Origin of the sequence: Novosphingobium lentum NBRC 107847, assembly GCF_001590965.1 — a bacterium.
In the GTDB taxonomy this organism is placed as follows: domain Bacteria; phylum Pseudomonadota; class Alphaproteobacteria; order Sphingomonadales; family Sphingomonadaceae; genus Novosphingobium; species Novosphingobium lentum.
This window is the reverse complement of sequence record NZ_BCTW01000052.1, coordinates 1-602: the sequence shown is the minus strand read 5'-3', so window position 1 is coordinate 602 and position 602 is coordinate 1. Positions and strand designations below refer to the sequence as shown.

Here is a 602-nt window from a genome sequence, read left to right as displayed (position 1 = left end):
GGGGTTCGACTGGGTCAGCGTGTCGGAACACCACTACGCGCCGTACCAGATGACGCCCAACCCGATGATCATGGCCTCGGCGATCATCCAGCGCACGAAGCGGGTCAGAGTGGCCTTGCTCGGGCCGCTGGTGCCGTTGAACAATCCGGTGCGGCTGGCCGAGGAAGTGGCGATGCTCGATGCGCTGAGCGGCGGGCGGCTGGAAGTGCTGTTCCTGCGCGGCACGCCCAACGAGCACAAGACCTATGACACCGACGCCGCGCTGACCAAGAAGATGACGCAGGAGGGCATCGACCTGATCCTGAAGGCGTGGACCAACGAGACGCCGTTCGCGTGGGACGGCGAGCAGTACCGGTTCAACACGATCTCGATCTGGCCGCGCATTACCCAGCAACCGCACCCGCCGGTGTTCGGATCGGGCAACAGCGAGGATTCGGTGGTGTTCGCCGCGCAGCGCCGGATCGGCATCGCGTTCTCGTTCGCCGCGCCCGAGACGGTCAAGGACTGGATCGAGCTGTACCGCGCCGAATGCGCGAAAGCCGGCTGGGAGCCGACGCCGCACCACGTGATCTATCGCGGCATCGCCTATTGCGCCCCCACCG

At 66.1% G+C, this 602-nt stretch carries 1 protein-coding gene; it reads left to right on the top strand.

The features are described 5' to 3' along the window. A partial coding sequence (locus NL2_RS20565; RefSeq protein WP_157083308.1) for an LLM class flavin-dependent oxidoreductase occupies window positions 1-602 on the top strand: 602 nt, incomplete at both ends.